Source organism: Nocardia acididurans (assembly GCF_016741815.1).
GTDB lineage: Bacteria > Actinomycetota > Actinomycetes > Mycobacteriales > Mycobacteriaceae > Nocardia > Nocardia acididurans.
Genome location: NZ_JAERRJ010000003.1, coordinates 34603 through 51576 on the forward strand (window position 1 = coordinate 34603; position 16974 = coordinate 51576).

The following is a 16974-nucleotide window of genomic DNA, read 5'->3' on the forward strand; positions in this document are numbered from 1 at the left end:
CCCGAGTGCCGGTCCGAGACCGCCATCGGCGACGGCGAATTCACCGTGCCGCGTCTACCGAGTATCCACCTTTGCTATCGCTCAAAGGCGAAGTCGCGCAACAACGGCACGATGATCGGTTCCGGGGATGGTGAGCGCGCGTACTTCGGTCGCGTGTCCACCCGCGACCAGCACCTTGTCGATGCCGATGTACGGACCGCCCGGCTTGTCCTCGGGCCAGGTGGGCAGCGCGCCGATACCGACCAGTTCTCCCGCGTCGGCGTAGCGGCCGCGCAGCAGATCCCGGAAGTCGGCATGATCGTAGGTGGCGTTGAAATCGCCGCCCACGATCACCTTTCCGGGCTGCTGGTCGAGCAGATCGCGCACGCGCGCCATCTCCCACTTCCACTGTGCGAAGTCGGCCAGCGGCGGGACGGGATGGAACTGGAAGACGGTGAGCGCGCCCAGCTCCGGGTGAATCATGGTGGCGCGCAGGTTGAACAGGTGGAAGCCGTCGAACCTGACCCCGTCCTGCAGCGGATAGCGGCTGAAGATGCCCGAGCCCTGGCCCCCGGACGCGGGTTCCACGTAGTAGTAGGGCAGTTCCTCGGTGATGCCCGCGGCCCAGAGGCGATCGAGGGCGGGCTGGGTGAGCTCCTCCAGGGTGAGCACATCGACCCGGTCCGCGCGGACGGTGTTCAGCACGGCGGTCACATCGGCCGCACCGAACAGCAGATTCGACTGCATCACAGTCACATCCACGCCGGGCGGGGCGGTGCCGTCCGGCCACAGCATGGGCACCTGCGACCAGGCCACGACCGCACTCGCCACGAGAGCCGTTGCCGCGCTGCGCCATTGGCGGGCGATCAGGAACAGCACCAGGGCCAGGAGAGCGCCCATCATGAAGTAGGACGCGAACGACGCCGCCAGACCCAGCTCGTAGTAGGACCAGGAAATGTAGTGCAGCACAAGACCGGCCGCACCGCTGAGCAGCAGCAGCCAGCCCAGCAGCAGAGCCGTCCAGCCGAGGAATCCGCGGCGGCGCTTGCCGCCGGTGGCGGCCGGGCCGTCCGGTCGCTGTTCGACGCCGGTGCCCGGCCCGGCTGCCGAGGCGTGCGACGCGACCGCCGTCCCCGTGCCGAACTTCGCGGTGGGAGCGGCATCGCCGGGACCGCCCGCCACAGCCTGCCCGTGCTGCCCGCCCGCGCGCCCCGCCTCGCCGGAATACACCGGCGCACTGTCGAATCCCGGCGCGGCGGTGCGCACCGGCTGTCCCGCCAGTGCCCGCTGCGCCGCGACGGCGAGTTCACCGCAGGTCCGGAAACGATGCTCCGGGTGTTTGGCCAGCGCGCCCGCGATCACCGCGTCGAAACCGGCCGGGAGATTCGGGCGCAGCAGGGTGGGTTGCGGCACAGGAAGATTCAGGTGACCGTGCAGCAGCTGCCCGGCGGTCTCGCCGGGATACGGGGCCGCGCCGGTGAGCAGATGCAGCAGGGTGCCGCCGAGCGCGTAGACATCGGCGCGGCCGTCGACCCCGCCGCCGGCGTCGAACTGTTCGGGGGCGGCGTAGCGCAGGCTGGCGTAGAGCTGGCCGGTGCGGGTGGCCTCACCGACCTCGTCGAGCACCTTGGCGATGCCGAAGTCGGCCAGGAAGACCTGTTCCCCCGGCGCGCGCCCGAGCAATATGTTGGCGGGCTTCACATCTCGGTGCAGGACGCCGGAGCCGTGCGCGTGATCGAGCGCCTTGGCCACCTCGGTGACGATCTGCACCGCGCGCAGCGGCGGCATCGGCCCGCTCTGCAGCACATGCGAGAGATCGGTGCCGTCGACGTACTGCATGGCCATCCAGAGCTGGCCGTTCTCCTCGCCGCGCGCGTAGACGGCGACGATGTTCGGATGCGAGAGCCGCGCGACGGTATCGGCCTCCCGCAGAAAACGATTGCGTACGTTCTCGTCGTCGGAGACGCCGCGCCCCAATACCTTGAGGGCGATCATCCGAGGCAGATCCCGATCGTGCGCGAGATATACCTCCCCCATTCCACCCGCTCCGAGCAGCCGCTCGATTCGATAGCCGGCGAATAGCTGACCGTGCGCCAGCATACGAACCACTCCACACCTCCACAGCTCGCGGACCACCCTACTGCAACTCGGCGGCACGCCGCTGACCTGCGAACAGGCCCTCTCCCCCGGGCGCGCGCGGCAGTACGCCCGCGCGGACGGCACGCCGAAAATGAGCTGTCCCGCCGGGCCGGCGCATGGCACAGTCGGAATCCATGAGCGATTACCGACGTCTGAACCAGGCAAATTGGGATGATCGCGCGCCCGTGCACGCCGCCTCCGCCGACTACGGTTTCGACCGCTTCCGCGCCGACCCCGCACACCTCAGCGATGTGGTGCGCTTCGACCTGCCCCGGCTCGGCGATATTCGCGGGCTGCGCGGCGTCCACCTGCAATGCCATATCGGCACCGACACCCTCTCGCTGTCCCGCCTCGGCGCGCGGATGACCGGACTCGACTTCTCCCCCGCCTCGCTCACCCAGGCCCGCAAGCTCGCCGCCGACACCGGAACCGATGTCGAGTTCGTGGAATCGGATGTGTACGAGGCGGTTTCGGTGCTGGGGTCCGAACGGTTCGACCTGGTGTTCACCGGCATCGGCGCACTGTGCTGGCTGCCCGACGTGGCCCGCTGGGCGGAAACCGTTGCGGCGCTGCTGCGCCCGGGCGGGCGACTGTTCCTGCGGGAAGGGCATCCGGTGCTCTGGTCGATCGACGAATCGATCACCGATCGCCTGGTGATCGGCTACCCGTACTTCCAGACAGTCGAACCGATGGTGTGGGACGACACGCAGACCTACGTCGAGACCGACACCGCACTCACCGAAACCGTGACCCACGAATGGAATCACGGCCTCGGCGAGATCGTCGGCGCCCTGCTCGACGCGGGTCTGACCCTCACCGCACTCACCGAACACGACAGCGTGCCGTGGCAGGCCCTGCCCGGCCGCATGACCTGCGACGAGCACGGCGAATGGCGGCTCACCGACCATCCCGAACGGCTGCCCCTCACCTATACGCTGCAGGCCCGCAAGCCCTGACCACGCCATCCGGCCGCCGTCTGCGAATCACTCCCATGGGACCGAGACCGGACGGCACGGATGCGCTGCGCCGCAACGCGCACCGCATCCAGCAGGGCGCGGAGCGGGAACAGGGACGGATCTCCCACGACGGCGTGGATCCGGACTACATCCAGCGCCTGGAGCACTTCGGCGGACTGTCCCACGAGCGGATCCACGAGTGCGTGCAGGCCATGGATCCCGGAGCCATGCGGGCACTCGCCGAGCTGTGGACCGCCGTGGCCGACAACCTGTCCGGCGCGGTCACCGGACTGCACATGACCATGCAGGGCGCACTGTCGGAGAGCATGGCCGGGCGGATCGCCACCGCCGCCGAAGCCGCCACCTACGAGTTCATCCAGCAGGCGGTCGATGTCACCGAGGTGGCGCACAGTACCGGGCACCGGATCGAGGCCGCGGCGTGTGCGGCCGAGGCGCTGCGGAAAACCGTTCCGCCGCCGGTGGATTCGACCGCCGCGGAGCGGGAGGAGCAGTTCCAGCTGGCACTCGCGGCGGTGGAGGCCAACTATGTGCCGATCTACCCGGCGGCGGGGTCGCGGGTGCCCGCGTTCGCGCCGATCGAGACAGGTGGTGGCGGCGTCCCGGGGAGCGCGGGCGGGGATGCCGATCCGGCCGTGCGCTCGGCCGGATCGGGAGCTGTGTTCGTCCCGGCCGGCTCCCGCCATGAATCCCGTTCCAGTGCAGGGCAGTTGGCAGGTCTTCAGCCGGACGGCACCGGCGGCGGTAACCCGGGTGACGCCGGAACCCACGGCGACCGATCCCACAGCCGCAGCGCCGGGGACGCGGGCTACTCCGATCCGTCCGGCACCGAAACCCCCTCCCCTGCTTCGGATATCGCGACAACGGCCGCGAGCACCGATGGCGGCCGAGTCCCCGGCCTCGCTACGCCGAGCCTCTCAGGGCCACCGTCCGCCCCGGGAGTCTCCGGCCTGCCCAACTCCCCCGGCATACCTTCGCCGCACGACGCGGTCCGTGGCCTGCCCGGCTCACCGCTCACCGGCACCGCCGCCGCCCCGCCGCTCACCGGCGTGCGAGGCGGCCCCGCCACGATGGGCTGGATGCCCGGCATGTACCCGCCCGGCGCACGCGGCGGCCCCGACGAGGACTCGGCCCACCGCACCCCCGACTGGCTGCTCCGGGCCCGGGAGCGGGAGCTCCTCGGCACCCCAGCCGCCACGGTCTCCCCGGTTCTCGGGGCCGAATTCCCTTCCGCCCGACCCGAATCCGGCGGCAGACCGGCAGACGACACGCCCTCACCCGATCCGAAACGGTAAGAATGAACGGATGCGTGAAGAGGTTGTCCCGATCCTGTACGTCACCGACGCCGCCACCGCCGTCGCCTGGTACCGCCGCCTGGGTTTCACCCAGCAGTGGGAGCACCAATACGAGCCCGGCCTCCCGCTCTTCGTCGAGGTGGCCCGCGGCGACCTGCGCCTGTTCCTCTCCGAACATCAGGGCGACGCCCGCCCCGACACCCTGATCTACATGTACGTCCGCGACGTCGACGCCATAGCGGCCGAATTCGGCATCACCGTCAACGAGCAACCCTGGGCCCGCGAGGTGGAACTCGTGGACCCGTACGGGAACCGCCTGCGCATCGGCACGCCCATCGAGGAGAGCTAGCCGCCGAAGACCCGCTCCACCACGGTTTTGGCGCGGCGGGTGACGCGCATGTAGTGGTCGAGGAATTCGCTGCCGTCGTCATTGGGCCAACCGGCGACCCGGGCCACCGCGGAGAGCAGACGGCCGGGGCCGGGGAGCTGATCGGCGGGTTTGCCGCGAACCAGGACCAGAGCATTGCGGGCTTTGGTGGCGGTGAGCCAGGCGTCGCGCAGCAGTGCGGCGTCGGTGGCGTCCACGAGGCCGGATCCCTCGATGACATCGAGGGATTCGAGGGTGGAGGTGTTGTGCAGCGCCGGGATCTCGTGGGCGTGCTGGAGTTGCAGGAGCTGCACGGTCCATTCGATGTCGGCGAGCCCGCCGCGACCGAGTTTGGTGTGGGTGGCAGGGTTCGCGCCGCGCGGGAGGCGTTCGGCGTCGACGCGGGCCTTGATGCGGCGGACCTCGCGAACGCCCTCGGGAGACATGCCGCCCGACGGGTAGCGGACCGGGTCGATGGTGTGCAGGAACCGGGTGCCGAGGTCGGCGTTGCCCGCGGCGAAGCGGGCGCGCAGCAGCGCCTGCACCTCCCAGGGCTGGGCCCACTGCTGGTAGTACGCCTTGTAGGCGGCCAGGGTGCGGACCAGGGCGCCGTTGCGGCCCTCCGGGCGCAGGCCCGCGTCGACCTGCAGGGGCGGGTCGGTGCTGGGCGCGCCGAGGAGGCGCTGCACCTGTTCGGCCACGCCGATGGCCCACTTCACCGCGACCGTCTCGTCCTCGCCGGGACGCGGGTCGCAGACGAACAGGACGTCGGCGTCGGAGCCGTAGCCCAGTTCCATGCCGCCGAGGCGGCCCATGCCGATCACCGCGAAGTCGGCGGGGGCCGGTTTGCCGAGTTCCGCTTCACTGGCGCGGATCACGGCCTGCAGGGACGCCTCCAGGGTGGCCATCCACACCGAGGACAGGGCCTCGCACACCTGCGGGACGTCGAGCAGGCCGAGTACGTCGGCGGAGGCGACGCGGGCCAGTTCGTGCCGGCGCAGGGAGCGCGCGGTGGCGACCGCGCGCTTGGGTTCGTCGTAACGCCCTGCGCCGGAGAGGATTCCGCGGGCGACGTCGGCGGGCTGGGTGGCCAGCAGCAGCGGGCCGTCGGGGCCGTCGGCGTACATGCGGATGGTTTCGGGGGCGTTGATGAGCAGGTCCGGCAGATAGGCCGAGGAGCCGAGCACGATCATCAGGCGCTGGGCGATGGCGCCCTCGTCGCGGAGTTCGCGCAGGAACCAGATCTCGTTGTCCAGGCCCTCGGAGACGCGCCGGTAGGCGAGCAGGCCCGCGTCGGGATTCGGTGTCTCGCCGAGCCATTCGAGCAGGGTGGGCAGCAGCAGGGCCTGGATGCGGCCCTTGCGGCCGACCTCGCCGGTGAGCGCCTTCAGATGGCCGAGCGCGTTCTCCGGGGCGGCGTAACCGAGCGCCGCGAGCTGCCGCACGGCGGCCTCGGGACTCAGGCGCAGGGCGGCGGCGTCAAGGCGCGCAACGGATTCCAGCAGCGGACGGTAGAAGAGCTTGGCGTGCAGGCGGCGCACCCGCACGGCATTGCGTTTGATCTCACTGGTGAGCACGCCCACCGCGTCCTGCCGCCCGTCGGGGCGCATGTGGGCCGCGCGGGCCAGCCAGCGCATGCCCTCCTCGTCGTCGGCGGCGGGCAGGGTGTGGGTGCGCTTGAGCCGCTGCAACTGCAGGCGGTGCTCGAGCAGGCGCAGGAATTCGTAGGAGGCGGTGAGGTTGGCGGCGTCGTCGCGGCCGACGTAGCCGCCCGCCGCCAGCGCGGTGAGCGCTTCGACGGTGCCCTGCACGTGCAAGGACTCGTCGGCCTTGCCGTGCACCAATTGCAGGAGCTGGACGGCGAATTCGACATCGCGCAGGCTGCCGTGCCCGAGTTTGAGCTCGCGCTCGCGCAGATCGGCGGGCACCAGATCCTCGACGCGGCGGCGCATGGCCTGCACGTCGGCGACGAAGTCGGGGCGCTCGTTGGCCGCCCACACCATCGGCATGAGGGCCGAGCGGTACTGTTCGCCGAGGTCGAGATCGCCTGTGGCGGGCCGCATCTTGAGCAGCGCCTGGAATTCCCAGGTGCGCGCCCAGCGCTTGTAGTAGGCGACGTGCGAGTCCAGGGTGCGCACCAGCGCACCCGCCTTGCCCTCCGGGCGCAAGGCGGCGTCGACGTCGAAGAAGGCGCTGCTGCCGACGCTCATCATCTCGGCGGCCAGGCGGGTGGCGGTGGTGTCGGCGGGTTCGGCGACGAACACCACGTCCACGTCGGAGACGTAATTCAGTTCCCGCGCACCGCATTTGCCCATGGCGATGACGGCCAGCCGCACCGGCACCGGCCGGTCCGGGCACACCCGGGTCACGGCCACCGACAGGGCCGCGGTGAGCGCGGCATCGGCGAGATCGGTGAGATACCAGCCCACCTGCTGGTACGGCAGCACCGGTTCGTTCTCGACGGTGGCGGCGAGATCGATGGCGGCGAGCAGCATGAGCTGATCGCGATACCGCTTGCGCAGCAACGCGATCGCTTCCGGCCCGGAGATGCCCGCGCGGAACAGCATGGGTCCGGCGTTCGGACCGTTCTCCGGCCGCGCCTGCACGGCCTCCAGCATCGCCGTGCGCAGTTCGTCGCGGGTGGGCAGCTCACGCCGCAGCAGCAACCGCCACGCCTGCGGGTCCGCCACCAGATGATCGCCGAACGTGGTCGAGGATCCGATCAGCGCCAGCAACCGCCCGCGCAGTGCGGTGTTCGTCCGCAGCTCCGAATCCAGGGCGGCCCAGTCGTTTCCGAGCTGCTCCCGCAACCGGATCAGCGTCAGCAGGGCCAGATCGGCATCGGGTGACCGCGACAGCGCCCACAGCAGGGCGACACTGTCGACGTTGTCCCACGCCAACTCTCGCAGCGAATCGGCCGCCGACGGTTCGAGTAACCCGAGCCGTCCGACGCCGGGGACTGCGGAGCGAGTTGTCGGAGGCCGGACCATGACTTCAAATTACATGTGGGTCCGGACTAACACCGCAAGCAGCTCCCCCTGCAGCAAACCGTGACAAAAGCCGCGCAGCCGAAGGCCACGCGGCATCGTCACAGCGGCTCTCCTACAGGCCCAGGTATTCCTTCAGCTCGTACGGGGTCACCTGGGCGCGGTAGCCCGCCCACTCGCGGCGCTTGTTGCGCAGGAAGAAGTCGAACACGTGCTCGCCGAGGGTTTCGGCGACCAGCTCGGACTTCTCCATGTTCTTGAGCGCTTCGTCCAGCGAGGCCGGCAGCTCCCGGAAACCCATGGCGCGGCGCTCGGCCGAGGTCAGCGACCACACGTCGTCCTCCGCCTCCGGCGGCAGCGTGTAGCCCTTCTCGATACCGCGCAGACCGGCCGCCAGCAGCACCGCGAACGCCAGGTACGGGTTGCAGGCGCTGTCAGGGCTGCGGATCTCGACGCGACGCGAGGACGACTTGTTCGGCGTGTACATCGGGACACGCACGAGCGCCGAACGATTCGAGCGACCCCAGGACGCGGCCGTCGGAGCCTCGCCGCCGTGGATCAGGCGCTTGTAGGAATTCACCCACTGGTTGGTGACCGCGCTGATCTCGTGCGCGTGCTCGAGAATGCCGGCGATGAACGCCCGCGCGGTCTCCGACAGGTTGACCGGATCGTCCGGGTCGGCGAAGGCGTTCTGCTCACCCTCGAACAGCGACATGTGGGTGTGCATGGCCGAACCCGGATGATCGGCGAACGGCTTGGGCATGAAGGTCGCCCGCACGCCCTCGTCGATCGCCACCTCCTTGATGAGGTAGCGGAAGGTCATGACGTTGTCGGCCATGGACAGCGCGTCCGCGTAGCGCAGGTCGATCTCCTGCTGGCCCGGCGCGCCCTCGTGATGGCTGAATTCCACGGAGATGCCCATGGATTCGAGCGCGTCGATGGCGTGCCGGCGGAAGTTCGGGGCCTCGTCGTGCACGGCCTGGTCGAAGAAGCCGCCGTTGTCGACCGGGATCGGGCTGGAGCCGTCGTAGGGGCCCGGCTTGATCAGGAAGAACTCGATCTCCGGATGCACGTAGCAGCTGAAGCCGAGGTCGGCGGCCTTGTTCAGCTGCCGGCGCAGCACGTGCCGCGGATCCGCCCAGGACGGCGAACCGTCGGGCATGGCGATATCGCAGAACATGCGGGCGGAGTGCTGATGGCCCTTCGACGTCGACCACGGCAGCACCTGGAAGGTGGACGGGTCCGGCTTGGCCACCATGTCCGCCTCGGACACGCGGGCAAACCCCTCGATGGCCGAACCGTCGAAGCCGATGCCCTCCTCGAAAGCGCCCTCGAGCTCGGCGGGCGCGATCGCCACCGACTTGAGATAGCCCAGGACATCGGTGAACCACAGCCGCACGAAGCGGATGTCGCGCTCTTCGAGCGTGCGGAGGACGAATTCCTTCTGACGGTCCATGACCGCGAGCGTAAGCACCCGGAGTTAAATCCGTGTTACATGGATGACTCCAACTCGCGGAGAGCTCTCAGGGGCTTCGCCCCCGAACCCCCGAAACCCGGGCGCGGCGGGTCGCGGCCGACCGCGCCGAACCCGCGAAACCCGGGCGCGGCAGGTCACGACCACCCGCGTCGAACCCGCGAAACCCGGGCGCGGCGGGTCAGGACCACCCGCCTTCGGCCCCCGATCCGACCCGGAACCTCAGCACGTGAGTCCGGCGGGCGGCTCCTTCAGGTCCACGAGATAGGCGATGACGGGGTCGTCGACGCACTGGACGCCGTTCAGCGACACCGTGTGCTGGCTGCCCCGGTAGGTGATGAGCGCGCCGCCGAGCTGCTCGGCCAGATCGACGCCGGCCTGGTAGGGGGTGGCGGGATCGTCGGTGGTGGAGATCACGACCGTCTTGGGCAGGTTCGGGATCGAAATACGGTGCGGGGTGCTGGTATTCGGGACGGGCCAGGTGGCGCACACCTCCAGCGGGGCCGCGCCGGAGCCGTGGCCGTCGTCGATGAAGGGGGCGACGCGGCGGAATTCGGCGTCCTGCTGGGCGGCGACGGCGCGGTCGGTGATCGGCGGGTCGTCGGCGCAGCGGATGGCGGTGAACGCGTCGGAGGAGTTGTCGTAGGTGCCGTCCTCGGCGCGGCCGTCGTAGATGTCGGCGAGCATGAGCAGGCGGTCGCCGTTGCCGGACTTCAACTCGGTCAGGCCCTTGGTGAGCGCGGGCCAGTACCGGTCCGAGTACAGGGTCTGCTGCACGCCGGTGATGGCGTCACCGTAGGACAGGACACGGCCGTCGGAGGTGGGGACCGGCTTGTCCCACAGCGGGCCGACGAGCTCGCGGAAGCGGGTCACGGCCTGCGCCGGATCGGTGCCGAGCGGGCAGTCGGGTGCGGTCGCGCAGTCGGTGGCGTAGTTGTCGAACGCCTTCTGGAAGCTGGTGGCCTGCAGCACCGATTCCTTGATGGGATCCTGCGCGGGATCCAGCGCACCGTCGAGGACGAGCGCGCGCACCCTGTCCGGGAACTTCTCGGCATAGGTGTAGCCGAGCCGGGTGCCGTACGAGTAGCCCAGGTAGGTGAGCTTCGGATCGCCCAGCACCGCGCGGATGACGTCCATGTCCTGCACGACTTCCCGCGTGCCGACATTGGCGAGGAAGTCCTTGCCGGTGCGCTCGACGCACTTCGCGGCGTACTCGCGGTTCTCGGCCTCGGTGGCGGCGATGCCCGCGGGCGAATTGTCCTCGGGCTTCTCGGCCCGTTCGGCGTCGTTCTCCTTGTCGGTCAGGCATCGGATGGCCGGGAGCGAGTCGCCGGTCCCGCGCGGGTCGAACCCGATCCGATCGAACCGCTCGGCCAGCTGGGTGTTGTCGCCGATGGTCGCCATGGACAACCCCGGCTGCCCCGGCCCGCCCGGATTCACCAGCAGCGAGCCGATCCGGTCGCCGGTGGCCTTGATGCGTGAGATGGCGATGTGCGCGGTGTCCCCGTCCGGCTTCGAATAGTCGACCGGCACGGTCACCCGGGTGCACTGCGCGCCGGACGGTAGTGCGCCATCAGCGAATTCCGCGCAGCTGCCCCATTTGACGGTCTGGTTGTAGAACCGATCCATCCCCTGCGAGGCAGGCTCCGGGTTTCCCTCAACCGTCGAGCCGGAACACGAGGCCACCATCATCGCCAACGCCGTCGCCAGCAACGCGGCGCGGCCGGTGCGCACAAAACCCATCCCACGATCGTGCCAGTCCCGCCGCCGCGCGCCGTCAGCGCCCGGCGGCTGTGAGCAATCCCATCCCCGACCGGGGTTAATCGCGGCTGCGACCGGTGGCACACTGGGGTTGTCACATCTACCCGGGGACCCGCTACGGGCCTCGAGGACGACGAAAGAGGGACGATGATGTCCGTATCCGATGCGGCTGGAACGTTTCAGGAGACCCCTGCCTACGGTGCCGCCGAGGCTCCGAAGACGCCCGCGAAGCGCAAGACACGGGTGCAGCATCTGCAGCAGATGAAGCAGGCCGGCGAGAAGTGGTCGATGCTCACGGCGTACGACTACTCCACGGCCCGGCTGTTCGAAGAGGCCGGGATTCCGGTGCTGCTGGTCGGCGATTCCGCCGCGAATGTGGTGTACGGCTACGACACCACCGTGCCGATCACCGTGGACGAGTTGATTCCACTGGTGCGCGGTGTGGTGCGGGGCGCGCCGCACGCCCTGGTGGTGGCGGATCTGCCGTTCGGTTCCTACGAGTCCTCGCCGGAGCAGGCGCTCGCGACCGCTGTCCGGTTCATGAAGGAGACGGGCGCGCACGCGGTGAAGCTGGAGGGTGGCGAGCGGGTCGCCGACACCATTCACAAGCTGACCGCCGCGGGCATTCCGGTGATGGCGCATATCGGTTTCACGCCGCAGTCGGTCAACACCCTGGGCGGTTTCCGGGTGCAGGGTCGTGGCGACGGGGCCGAGCAGCTCATCGCCGACGCCATCGCCGTGCAGGAGGCCGGGGCGTTCTCGGTCGTCATGGAGATGGTGCCCGCGGAGCTGGCCGGTCAGGTCACCCGCAAGCTGACCATCCCGACGGTCGGCATCGGCGCGGGCGCGGAATGCGACGCGCAGGTGCTGGTCTGGCAGGACATGGCCGGTTGCACCTCCGGCAAGACCGCCAAGTTCGTGAAGAAGTTCGCCCAGGTGGGTGACGAATTGCGTTCCGCCGCAGCCACTTACGCGGACGAAGTGCGGCGCGGCGTGTTCCCCGGCCCGGAGCACAGCTTCTGATCCGAGCCTGTTCGAGGCCCGAGCCGAGCGCCCTTCGCGAACTGTCGCGGAGGGCGCTTTCGCGTTCCGGCCGCCCGGTTCATAGCCGGTAGCTATCGAATCGCCACCGGCCGCTCTCTTCACAGACCTCCGTCAGGATTTGGTGGCAGAGTGGGGGTTCACGAGCCGGAACGACCAGAGGGAAGCTATGCATCGCCGTTGGATGAGCAGTCGCCGGGTCCGGCGCGCTCCGCTCCTGATCGCCGCCGCCGGAATCGTCGCCCTGACCGCCGCGTGCGGGGGCACGAACTCCGGGTCCGCGCAGCCGAGCGGATCGACCGCGCCGAACACCAGCGCACCGGGCACCACCACGCCGGGCAAGACCACCCCGAACACGGGCAGCGGCACCGGCAACCAGGTGACGGTGTCCGACGCGGCCGCCACCCAGCTGTGCGACATGCTGCGTCCGCAGCTCTCCGACTGGCGGGTGCAGGGTCCGACGCTGGGCAAGATCGCCTACAACACCACCGTGCACGAGTGGGCCGTCCGCAACGGCGGCATCAACCTGCAGGTGCTCGGCGACAAGGATGTGATCGACCGGATCACCGTCGCCAACTGCTCGGATGTGCGTGATCAGGCGCTGTCCGCGCTGGAGATGCAGTCGATGGCCGCGGGGCTGCTCTGATGCGCACCCTGTACCCGCCGATCGAACCGTACGAGCAGGGCATGCTCGACGTCGGCGACGGCCAGCGGATGTACTGGGAGGCCAGCGGCAACCCCGAGGGCAAGCCGGTGGTGTTCCTGCACGGCGGGCCGGGTGGCGGAACCGCGCCGTTCCATCGGCAGTTCTTCGATCCGGAGGCGTATCGGATCGTGCTGCTGGATCAGCGCGGCTGCGGGCGGTCCACGCCGCACATCGCCGACGGGGCGAGCCTGGAGACCAACACCACCTGGCATCTGGTGGCCGATATCGAGGCGCTGCGCACGCATCTCGGGATCGAGCGGTGGCAGGTGTTCGGCGGTTCGTGGGGTTCCACGCTGGCGCTGGCGTACGCGCAGACGCATCCGGACCGGGTCACCGAGCTGATCCTGCGCGGGATATTCCTGTTGCGGCGCAAGGAAATCGATTGGTATTACAATGGCTCCGCGGGATACGTGTATCCCGACGAGTGGGAGAAATTCCTGGCCCCGGTGCCGGAAGCCGACCGCGGCGACGATCTCGTCGAGGTGTATCACCGTCTGCTGTCCTCCCCGGACCCGTCCACCGCCACCGACGCGGCCGTCGCGTGGTCGACCTGGGAGGGCGCCACGAGTTCGCTGCTGCCCCAACCTGATCGGGTCGCCGAATCCGCCGACCCGCGATTCGCGCTGGCCTTCGCCCGCATCGAGAACCACTACTTCCACCATCGTGGCTTCCTCGACGACGGTCAGCTGCTGCGCGATATCGGCCGCATCGCGCATATCCCCGCCGTGATCGTGCAGGGCCGCCACGACATCGTGTGCCCGGCGGTCAGCGCCTGGGATCTCCACAGGGCCTGGCCCGGTTCGGAATTGCACATCGTGCCCGATGCCGGTCATGCCGCCGCCGAACCCGGCATCACCCACCATCTGGTTTCCGCCACGGACAAGTACAGGTATTAGATGACAATCACAGCCGGTCCCGCCCTGGTCGATGCGATATCCCTCGACGTGGATCGGCTGTGTACAGCCGAACCCGATGTGCGCCAGGATCTTCCGGATTCGGTGCACAAGATGCGGGTGGCCACCCGCCGCCTGCGCAGCGTCCTCAAGTCCTACCGCCGCGTGGTGCGCCGCACCCCGGTCGGCGAGATCACCGACGAATTGCGCTGGCTCGCAGGGCTGCTCGGCGTCGCCCGCGACGCCGAGGTGCGCGCGGAACGCTTCGCGAAGCTGCTCGACGAGAGCGACGCGGCCCTCGATCAGAGCACCGCGGGCACAACTGGCACCGCGGCGAAGGCCAAAGCCGCGGGCAATGGCAAGAACAGGTCCGCGGCGAAGTCCGGGGCCGACGGCGGACCCGCCCGCGTCAAGAAGGTCCGCGTCACGGAGCCGCCCTCGCCACGAACGAGTTTCGGAGCCGAACTGGTGGCGATGGAGCGCCGCATCTACGTCGGCGCGCATCAGGCGGTGCTGGAGGCGTTCGACGGCCGCCGCTACAACGCCCTCACCGCCCGCCTGCACGACTTGATCGAGAACCCGCCCCTGCGGAACAAGGCGTCCGGCAAACCGGCCACCGACGTGTTCGAGGCCGTCCTGAAGCACGACTTCCACGAGCTGCGCCACCTGGTCCGCGTGGAACCCACCCTCTCCGAGGAAGACCGCGTCGAGCATCTGCACGACATCCGCAAGGCCGCCAAGCGCCTGCGCTACTCCGCCGAGGCCGCCGCCGACATCCTCGGCGATCCCGCAACCACGCTGTCGCGCAACGCGAAACGCCTCCAGGGCGTCCTCGGCGACCACCGCGACGCGGTCGAAGCCCTGGAAACCCTGCGCGCCCACGCCCCCGACACCCCCGAGCCCGGCTATCAGCGCATGTGCGACGCCGAGGAATCAGCCGCCGCGAAGGCGCTCGAGGAGTACCCGGCGGCCATCGAATTCCTCAGCCGGCACCCGCTGCAGGCCGCGGTGTAGGCGCCCAGGAGTTTCGGGCGCGCACACCGGCGACGGCGATCGCAAGATCGGCGAGGATCTCGAATATGGCTGCGAACCAGGAGAATCCGGTGACCCGCGCGGCGGGCGGCGCGTTGATGAAGCTGTCGCTGAGTGGCCCGAACCAATCCGGCAGCAGGTGCACGACGGTGAATCCGACCGCGCTGACGGAGCCGACGGCGAAGGCCGCCAGCGGCGCCCGGGGGTGCCCGGTGAACACGAGCGCGATGGTGGCGACGGCCAGCAGCAGCTGAATGGTGCCGAGCGCCATGACCAGCATCGAAATGGTGTCCATACCGCGCCGCAGATGATCGGCGCCGTGGACCGCCAGCGCGATGGCGAACACCACGGTCACCCAGCGCAGTGCGGTGGATGAGCTGACCTGTCGTGCTGTCGAGTCGATCATGAGCACCCCCGGACGCTGTCGATTCTACGACCGAGTGTAGTAGAGAATGGCCGCCCCGACCACCCTCGAGTCAGGGCTGATACGCGAAAGTCACTGTGCGCGTGAGGGGGTCGGCGACCGTGAGGCGGACCTTCACCCGCCGGCCTTCGAGAGGCGCGCCCTCGCACTTGGCGAGCACGGGCGGGTCGGCGACGAAGATCTCGGCGGGGCGGGTGCCGTTGGCCTCGCGCAGGACGACGGCGTCGAAGTCGGTGCCGACTCGCTGGGCCAGCAGGGTCGATTCGGTGAGGTCGATGCAGGCGCGTTCGAGTTTGCCCGCGACGGCGTCGCTGCGGCGCATGGAGTCGGCGGCGGCCGCGAGTCCGTCGTGGACCCATTGCGGGACTCGGGTTCCAGCGCAGTGGGACAGGCAGATCTCGGTGGCGAAGCGGTCGGAGAGGCGGCGCAGGGGTGCGGTGACGTGGGCGTAGGGTGCGCCGATTCCGCTGTGCTGCACGGTTTCCGGGGGTTGGCCGTTGAGCAGGGTGTAGGAGGCGCCGCGCAGCAGGCCGGTGGCCTCGGACATGAGCACCAGGGCGGCCGGGGTGTTGGGATCCAGGCCCGCGAGCATGCGTCCCACCGGTTCCCCCGCGGGCCAGTCCACGCCCACGGCGGCCGCTGTGCGGCGCATGGATGCGATGGCCGAGGCGGGTGGGGGCGGCATGGTGCGCAGCAGTCCGATCCGCGGTGCGGAGTCGCCCGCGACGGCCGCCGAATCCGCCCCGGGCCGTCCGGCGCCGGGCTGCGCAGCAACCGCCGAATCGGGGCGCTGGGCATGCGAATTCGAGGCGGGCTGGCGATAGCCGTTCAGCATGATCGCGGCCGCGCACATGCCGGTGAGAAGGGAGACCTGTTCGTTCCAGTCGTCGGCGGCGGTGCGGGGTTCGACGATCAGCTGCCAGTGGTCGACGCCGGTTTGCTCGCGGCCGTCGGGGACCACGCTCTGGGTGGGCAGGCGCAGGGAGATCGCGCCGCGTTCGAGCCCGGCTTCGATGCGCAGGCGGCCGAATTCGGGGAGGGCGGCGATGGCGGGGTGCAGGCGGCCGGCGTCCGCGTCGGCCTGTACGCCGGTGTAGTCGAGGCGGGCGCGGGAGCGGACCAGAGCGCGGGTCACCGAATACCGCAGCGGCTCGGCCTTCTCGTCGAGTTCGATGGTCCAGAGGGCGGCGGGCCGGTCCTGATCGGGCAGCAGGCTGGCGGTGCCTTCGGAGAGCACGTTCGGGTGCAGCGGCACGGTGCCGTCGGGGAGGTAGAAGGTCTGGCCGCGCGCCATGGCGGTGGCTGCGAGCGGGCCGTCGGGGCGCACCACGGCCGCCACATCCGCGATGGCGTAGTGCAGCAGGAAGCCGGTGTCCGTGCGTTCCAGGGACAGCGCCTGGTCCAGATCCATGGCGCCGGGGGGATCGATGGTGACCAGCGGAATGTCACGCCGGTCGACTCGGGAACCCGCGAACGCGTCGACCGCGTCGCGGGCCTCCGAGACGGCCTCGGACGGGTAGTCCGAGGCCAATCCGAATTCGGTTCGGACGGCGCCGAAATCGACCGGCGCCGACACGATCCGCTGATGCAGTTCCACTGCGGTGCGCTGTCCCTTACTGCAGGGCCAGCATGGTGCCGTTCAGCTGATCGAACGGACCGTAGACGGTGAAGACCACGCGGCCGTTCGGGTACTGCGACGACAGGGCCGCCGCGGAATTCAGCGCCTGGCCGAACGAGGCTGCCGACGGGTGCGGCAGACCCGCGATGGTGTTGCCGAACTGAGTGTTGGCCACCCACTGCGTGTCCGCCGGGGTGAGATCCACCTGCACCCCACCCGGCAGCGGAGTCACGGCGAACGCCGAAGCGGACCCGGATCCCAGCACAACCGAAACGGAAGCGGCA

Annotated in this window: 14 protein-coding genes; 7 read left to right on the forward strand and 7 right to left on the reverse strand. The window is 69.7% G+C overall.

Annotation, left to right across the window (positions count from 1 at the left end):
* Window positions 1–81: 81 nt before the first annotated feature.
* A complete protein-coding gene (locus JK358_RS39070) occupies window positions 82–2079 on the reverse strand; it encodes a protein kinase domain-containing protein (RefSeq protein ID WP_269811778.1) in 1998 nt (665 codons plus the stop codon).
* Between the two features lie 173 nt (window positions 2080–2252).
* Here JK358_RS39070 and JK358_RS08315 point away from each other — a divergent pair, with 173 nt between their 5' ends.
* The 3 genes from JK358_RS08315 to JK358_RS08325 are packed head-to-tail and all read left to right on the forward strand — an operon-like array spanning window position 2253 to window position 4736.
* A complete protein-coding gene (locus tag JK358_RS08315; protein WP_201945284.1) occupies window positions 2253–3074 on the forward strand; it encodes a class I SAM-dependent methyltransferase in 822 nt (273 codons plus the stop codon).
* A 35-nt stretch (window positions 3075–3109) separates the two neighbouring features.
* The gene (locus tag JK358_RS08320) at window positions 3110–4387 is read left to right on the forward strand and encodes a hypothetical protein (protein ID WP_201945285.1); all 1278 of its coding nucleotides are present in this window, start codon (window positions 3110–3112) and stop codon (window positions 4385–4387) included.
* A gap of 10 nt (window positions 4388–4397) precedes the next feature.
* Window positions 4398–4736 (forward strand): glyoxalase superfamily protein, encoded by a 339-nt coding sequence (locus JK358_RS08325; RefSeq protein ID WP_201945286.1) that lies wholly within the window; start codon window positions 4398–4400, stop codon window positions 4734–4736.
* On the opposite strand, the gene JK358_RS08330 is transcribed toward JK358_RS08325, so the two are convergent.
* The 3 genes from JK358_RS08330 to JK358_RS08340 form a co-directional block, all read right to left on the reverse strand.
* A complete protein-coding gene (locus JK358_RS08330) occupies window positions 4733–7744 on the reverse strand; it encodes a bifunctional [glutamine synthetase] adenylyltransferase/[glutamine synthetase]-adenylyl-L-tyrosine phosphorylase (protein ID WP_201945287.1) in 3012 nt (1003 codons plus the stop codon). The genes JK358_RS08325 and JK358_RS08330 overlap by 4 nt on opposite strands.
* A 112-nt stretch (window positions 7745–7856) precedes the next feature.
* On the reverse strand, window positions 7857–9197 hold the full coding sequence (gene glnA / locus JK358_RS08335) for a type I glutamate--ammonia ligase (protein ID WP_201945288.1): 1341 nt from the start codon (window positions 9195–9197) through the stop codon (window positions 7857–7859).
* A gap of 240 nt (window positions 9198–9437) precedes the next feature.
* Window positions 9438–10958 (reverse strand): alpha/beta hydrolase, encoded by a 1521-nt coding sequence (locus JK358_RS08340; RefSeq protein ID WP_201945289.1) that lies wholly within the window; start codon window positions 10956–10958, stop codon window positions 9438–9440.
* Window positions 10959–11126: 168 nt separating this feature from the next.
* Here JK358_RS08340 and panB point away from each other — a divergent pair, with 168 nt between their 5' ends.
* The 4 genes from panB to JK358_RS08360 all read left to right on the forward strand — a co-directional run bounded on the left by panB (window position 11127) and on the right by JK358_RS08360 (window position 14630).
* Entirely contained in the window at window positions 11127–11999 is an 873-nt protein-coding gene (panB, locus tag JK358_RS08345; RefSeq protein WP_201946200.1) for a 3-methyl-2-oxobutanoate hydroxymethyltransferase, read from the forward strand.
* Between the two features lie 202 nt (window positions 12000–12201).
* Window positions 12202–12663 (forward strand): hypothetical protein, encoded by a 462-nt coding sequence (locus tag JK358_RS08350; RefSeq protein ID WP_201945290.1) that lies wholly within the window; start codon window positions 12202–12204, stop codon window positions 12661–12663.
* Window positions 12663–13619: a prolyl aminopeptidase gene (gene pip / locus JK358_RS08355; RefSeq protein ID WP_201945291.1), complete on the forward strand. Its 957-nt coding sequence runs from the start codon at window positions 12663–12665 to the stop codon at window positions 13617–13619. Before JK358_RS08350 ends, pip begins: the two co-directional genes overlap by 1 nt.
* Complete coding sequence (locus JK358_RS08360; protein WP_201945292.1) at window positions 13620–14630, forward strand: CHAD domain-containing protein; 1011 nt, start codon at window positions 13620–13622, stop codon at window positions 14628–14630.
* Here JK358_RS08360 and JK358_RS08365 read toward each other — a convergent pair.
* The 3 genes from JK358_RS08365 to JK358_RS08375 all read right to left on the reverse strand — a co-directional run bounded on the left by JK358_RS08365 (window position 14599) and on the right by JK358_RS08375 (window position 16955).
* Window positions 14599–15054 (reverse strand): hypothetical protein, encoded by a 456-nt coding sequence (locus JK358_RS08365; protein WP_201945293.1) that lies wholly within the window; start codon window positions 15052–15054, stop codon window positions 14599–14601. The two genes, JK358_RS08360 and JK358_RS08365, sit on opposite strands and share 32 nt — an antisense overlap.
* Before the next feature lie 70 nt (window positions 15055–15124).
* Window positions 15125–16669, reverse strand: coding sequence for an RNB domain-containing ribonuclease (locus tag JK358_RS08370; RefSeq protein ID WP_201945294.1), 1545 nt, complete (start codon window positions 16667–16669; stop codon window positions 15125–15127).
* Between the two features lie 16 nt (window positions 16670–16685).
* Window positions 16686–16955 carry a hypothetical protein gene (locus JK358_RS08375; protein WP_307817392.1) on the reverse strand — a complete coding sequence of 90 codons (270 nt, stop codon included), beginning with the start codon at window positions 16953–16955 and terminating at the stop codon, window positions 16686–16688.
* Window positions 16956–16974: the final 19 nt, after the last annotated feature.

Excerpts from the sequence above, each read along its gene's own strand:
- JK358_RS08340 (WP_201945289.1), bottom strand. The coding sequence starts at position 10,958 with ATGGGTTTTGTGCGCACCGGCCGCGCCGCGTTGCTGGCGACGGCGTTG.
- JK358_RS08315 (WP_201945284.1), top strand. The coding sequence starts at position 2,253 with ATGAGCGATTACCGACGTCTGAACCAGGCAAATTGGGATGATCGCGCG.
- JK358_RS08350 (WP_201945290.1), top strand. The coding sequence starts at position 12,202 with ATGAGCAGTCGCCGGGTCCGGCGCGCTCCGCTCCTGATCGCCGCCGCC.
- JK358_RS08320 (WP_201945285.1), top strand. The coding sequence starts at position 3,110 with ATGGGACCGAGACCGGACGGCACGGATGCGCTGCGCCGCAACGCGCAC.
- JK358_RS39070 (WP_269811778.1), bottom strand. The coding sequence starts at position 2,079 with ATGCTGGCGCACGGTCAGCTATTCGCCGGCTATCGAATCGAGCGGCTG.
- glnA (WP_201945288.1), bottom strand. The coding sequence starts at position 9,197 with ATGGACCGTCAGAAGGAATTCGTCCTCCGCACGCTCGAAGAGCGCGAC.
- JK358_RS08330 (WP_201945287.1), bottom strand. The coding sequence starts at position 7,744 with ATGGTCCGGCCTCCGACAACTCGCTCCGCAGTCCCCGGCGTCGGACGG.
- pip (WP_201945291.1), top strand. The coding sequence starts at position 12,663 with ATGCGCACCCTGTACCCGCCGATCGAACCGTACGAGCAGGGCATGCTC.
- JK358_RS08365 (WP_201945293.1), bottom strand. The coding sequence starts at position 15,054 with ATGATCGACTCGACAGCACGACAGGTCAGCTCATCCACCGCACTGCGC.
- JK358_RS08360 (WP_201945292.1), top strand. The coding sequence starts at position 13,620 with ATGACAATCACAGCCGGTCCCGCCCTGGTCGATGCGATATCCCTCGAC.
- JK358_RS08325 (WP_201945286.1), top strand. The coding sequence starts at position 4,398 with ATGCGTGAAGAGGTTGTCCCGATCCTGTACGTCACCGACGCCGCCACC.
- panB (WP_201946200.1), top strand. The coding sequence starts at position 11,127 with ATGTCCGTATCCGATGCGGCTGGAACGTTTCAGGAGACCCCTGCCTAC.